Source organism: Kitasatospora sp. NPDC093558 (assembly GCF_040683475.1).
In the GTDB taxonomy this organism is placed as follows: Bacteria; Actinomycetota; Actinomycetes; order Streptomycetales; family Streptomycetaceae; genus Kitasatospora.
In genome coordinates this window covers 1-1392 of sequence record NZ_JBFBDY010001177.1, presented here as the reverse complement: position 1 = coordinate 1392, position 1392 = coordinate 1, and the positions used below count along the sequence as shown (strand labels likewise).

The following is a 1392-nucleotide window of genomic DNA, read 5'->3' as shown; positions in this document are numbered from 1 at the left end:
CTCCCGGGCGGGCCGGCCGACGTCTTCGACGGGGTCACGGAGCCCGACGAGGTCCTGCGGGAGATCGTCGGCCTGATGCGGACCTTCGTGCCCGGCGAGTACGAGCGCACCCTGGCCGGCGTCGAGGTGACCGACGCCGGCGGCACGCTGGTCGGTCGGGTCACCCCGGTCGTCCGCCGCCCGATCGGCGAACTGCCCGGCGGCGGCGCGGTGTTGGGCGTGGCGGACGTCGTCGTCACCAACGACCCGATCACCGGCCAGGGCTCCAACAACGCCGCGAAGTGCGCCGCCGTCTACCTCGACGCGATCCTCGCCCACGGCGACCGGCCCTTCGACCGCGCTTTCATGCAGGCCGCCTTCGACCGCTTCTGGCAGGACGCCCGCGCCGTCACCGAGTGGACCAACGCGATGCTCGACCCGGCGCCCGAGCACGTCGTGAACGTCATCGCCATGGCCGGCCACCTGCCCGCCGTGGCCGACCGGTTCGCCGAGGGCTTCAACGACCCGGCGGACTGGGAACGCTGGCTTTTCGACCCGGACAAGGCGGCGGCCTACCTGGCGAGCGTCACGCCACAGGGCTGACGGTCTCCATCGGCGGGCGGCGGGGCGAAGGAGCGGCGCCGCCCGCCGTTCAGGGCGCGATCCGCACCCCCGTACGCGCCGCCCGCCGCTCGCCCCACACGTACAGCGCCTCCAGCACCGGCACGAGGCTCATCCCCTCCTCCGTCAGCCGGTACTCCACCCCGGGCGGCACCGCGTCGTCCACCCGGCGCTCGATCAGCCCCCGCGCCTCCAGCCCGCGCAACCGCTGCACCAGCACCTTCTCGCTGACCCCGGGCATCCGCCGCCGCAGCGCCCCGTACCGGTGCACGCCCTCCTTCAGGTGCGCGAGCACGACGGTGGCCCACTTCCCGCCAAGCACCTCCAGCGACAGCTCGACGGCGCAGTGCACCTGGTGGGGTTCCGTCGTGGGGTCGGTCGGCTCGGTCGGCTCGCTGGTCATCGGTCCCCCGTGGGTTGTCCGGATCGAGGTGCTTACCGCACGGTCAGTCCTTGCGGACACCGGGCGCGGGCGGTTCGGTACTCGCATGATTGTCGAATACATCCGCTACCGCATCGCCGAGTCCGAGGGCGAGGAGTTCGAGCAGGCCTACGCCAAGGCCGCGACGGCCCTCGACGCCGCCGAGGAGTGCGTGGACTACGACCTGTCCCGCTGCACCGAGGACCGCACCGCCTACACCCTCCGCATCCGCTGGACCTCCGCCGAGGCCCACCTCCAGGGCTTCCGCAAGGGCCCGCACTTCCCCCCGTTCTTCGCCGCCGTCAAGCCCTACGTGGGCGCGATCGAGGAGATGCGCCACTACGAGCCGACGGCTGTCCGGAGCCGCTGAC

The 1392-nt window shown here is 72.8% G+C and carries 3 protein-coding genes; 2 read left to right on the top strand and 1 reads right to left on the bottom strand.

Annotated elements, in window-relative coordinates; translation table 11 throughout:
- The coding region (locus tag AB0O00_RS39545) for a styrene monooxygenase/indole monooxygenase family protein (RefSeq protein ID WP_363659504.1) at window positions 1-582 on the top strand (582 nt) is incomplete at its 5' end.
- Between the two features lie 49 nt (window positions 583-631).
- On the opposite strand, the gene AB0O00_RS39540 is transcribed toward AB0O00_RS39545, so the two are convergent.
- Complete coding sequence (locus tag AB0O00_RS39540) at window positions 632-1003, bottom strand: helix-turn-helix domain-containing protein (protein ID WP_363659503.1); 372 nt, start codon at window positions 1001-1003, stop codon at window positions 632-634.
- Between the two features lie 85 nt (window positions 1004-1088).
- Here AB0O00_RS39540 and AB0O00_RS39535 point away from each other — a divergent pair, with 85 nt between their 5' ends.
- Window positions 1089-1391: an antibiotic biosynthesis monooxygenase family protein gene (locus tag AB0O00_RS39535; RefSeq protein WP_363659502.1), complete on the top strand. Its 303-nt coding sequence runs from the start codon at window positions 1089-1091 to the stop codon at window positions 1389-1391.
- Window position 1392 lies beyond the last annotated feature (1 nt).

Coding starts and splice junctions, on each gene's coding strand:
- AB0O00_RS39535 (WP_363659502.1), top strand. CDS start 1,089: ATGATTGTCGAATACATCCGCTACCGCATCGCCGAGTCCGAGGGCGAG.
- AB0O00_RS39540 (WP_363659503.1), bottom strand. CDS start 1,003: ATGACCAGCGAGCCGACCGAGCCGACCGACCCCACGACGGAACCCCAC.